The sequence below is a fragment of the Hymenobacter agri genome, from assembly GCF_054778495.1.
Genome location: NZ_BAAGZM010000656.1, coordinates 1 through 2,257, shown reverse-complemented (window position 1 = coordinate 2,257; position 2,257 = coordinate 1). Strand labels below are relative to the sequence as shown.

At 66.0% G+C, this 2,257-nt stretch carries 2 protein-coding genes; both read left to right on the top strand.

What is annotated here, in order from left to right; all coding sequences use genetic code 11:
* Positions 1-599, top strand: a 599-nt coding sequence (locus ACYVDE_RS20705) for a hypothetical protein (protein ID WP_460503434.1), incomplete at its 5' end; no start/stop codon positions are given.
* A 41-nt stretch (positions 600-640) separates the two neighbouring features.
* Positions 641-2,257: hypothetical protein (locus tag ACYVDE_RS20700; protein ID WP_460503433.1), on the top strand; the 1,617-nt coding region annotated here is incomplete at its 3' end.

Here is a 2,257-nt window from a genome sequence, read left to right as displayed (position 1 = left end):
GCTCCGATGCGCCGGCCGTGCGGCCCTGGGCCTGGCACGGCGTGGTGGGGGTGGAGGCGCAGCGCTTCGGCGGGCAGCTTTATAATGAAACGCGGGTGGGTGTGGGCTACGGCTACCGCTTCGGCCAAATTAGCCTGGGCGCGCGGGTCGACGTGCTGCAGGTGAGTATTGAGGGCCTGGGCAGCCGGCGCGTAGCCATGGGCACGCTGGGTGGACAAATTGAGGTGGTGCCGCGCAAGCTAAGCTTCGGCGCGGCGCTCTACAACCTCAGCCAGACCCGCTTAGCCAGCTACCAGGACGAGCGGGTGCCCACCGTGCTCAAGGCCGGATTGGCCTACCGGCCGGGCGCGCAGGTGCTGCTGCTGGTAGAAGCCGAAAAGGACGTGGAGCGCGATGCCAACTTCAAGGCCGGGCTGGAGTACCGGCCGGTGCCGGTGCTGGCCGCGCGCCTGGGCCTGGCCTCGCTCACGGAGCAGGCCAGTGCGGGCATTGGCGTGCTGGCGGGCAGCTTTCAGATTGACTACGCGGCGGCGTTTCAGCAGGCGCTGGGTTTCAGCCAGCATTTGGGCGTCAGTAAAGTGTGGGGCGGGAAGCAATGAGAAAGCCGCTACGCTTACGTGCGGTGCTGGCGCTGTGTAGTATGCTGGCACTCGCTCATTCGGCCCACGGCCAGGACTACGTGCGCCGCCCGCCCGACCTCGACCGCCTCACGCAGGAGTTGTTTGCCGAGATTCAGAGCGACGAAGTGCCGTACGAGGACCTCTACGAAACGCTGCTCCAGTACTACCAGACGCCCATCAACCTCAACACCGCCAACCGCGAAGAGCTGCGCTCGCTGCTGCTGCTGAACGAAAACCAGATAACCACCCTGCTGAAGCACCGCGAGACCAACGGCGACCTACTAAGCGTGTATGAGCTGCAAAGCATCGAAGGCTACGACCTGCGCACGATTACGCGCATCCTGCCCTTCGTGACCGTGCAGAGCGGTGGCACCAACGCCAGCCGGGGCAGTTTCTGGCAGCGCGTGGCCCGGGAGGACAACAACGCCCTGTACATGCGCTATGAGCGGGTGCAGCAGCAGCGGCAGGGCTACACGCCGCCCACCCTCTACCAGGGCCAGCCCACCACGCGCTACCTTGGCTCGGCCGACAAAATGCTGCTGCGCTACCGCGTGAGCCACACCAAGGATTTCAGCCTGGGCTTTTCGATGGAGAAGGACGCCGGCGAGCAGCTCATCTGGAACCCGCGCAACGGGCAGTTTGGGGCCGACTACGTGTCGGCGCACCTGCTGCTGCAGGAGCGGGGCAAGCTGAAGGCGCTGGCGCTGGGCGACTACCAGCTGCAATTCGGACAGGGGCTGCTGCTGTCGTCGGGGCTGGGCGTGGGCAAGGGGGCCGAGACGATTACCACGCTGCGACGCTCGTCGGTGGGCGTGCGGGCGTATGCGTCGCTGCTCGAAAACACGTTTTTCCGGGGTGCGGCGGCCACCTATCAGGTAGCGCCCACGGTGCAGGCCACGGCCTTTGCCTCGCACAAGAACGTGGACGCCAACCTCCAGCAAAGCCTCGATTCGCTGGCGCAGTTCGATGAGTTCACGTCGGGGCTGCTCTACACGGGCTTCCACCGCACGGCCTCGGAGCTGGCCAACCGCCATCAACTGGCCGAAACCGTGGGCGGCGGCAACGCCACCTATACCAGCCGCGACGGCAACCTGGCCATCGGGGCCACGGGCGTGTTCACGCACTACGGCACGGCCATTCTCAAGCGGCCCGAGCCCTACAACTACTTCGAGTTCGCGGGCAAGGAAAACCTGGCGCTCAGCCTGAACTACAGCTACGTGTACCGCAACTTCCTGCTGTTTGGCGAAACCGCCCGCAGCAGCGGCGGCGGCCTGGGCACCGTGAACGGCCTGCTGGCCAGCCTGGGCTCGCAGGTGGATGCGGCCCTGCTGGTGCGGCACTACGACCCCACCTTCCACACCCTCTACGGCAACGCGTTCAGCGAAAACACCCGCAATATCAACGAAACCGGCGTGTATATCGGCCTGAAGGTGCGGCCCGTGGCCAAGTGGGAAATCTCGGCCTACTACGACCAGTTCCGCTTCCCGTGGCTGCGCTACCGGGCCAGCGCCCCCACCGATGGCCACGATGCCCTCGTGCGCCTGGCCTACTCGCCCACCAAAACCAGCCTGCTCTACGTGCAGCTGCGCCAGCGCCTCAAGCCCCGCGACCTGGCCACCGCCGACCTCGCCAACGTG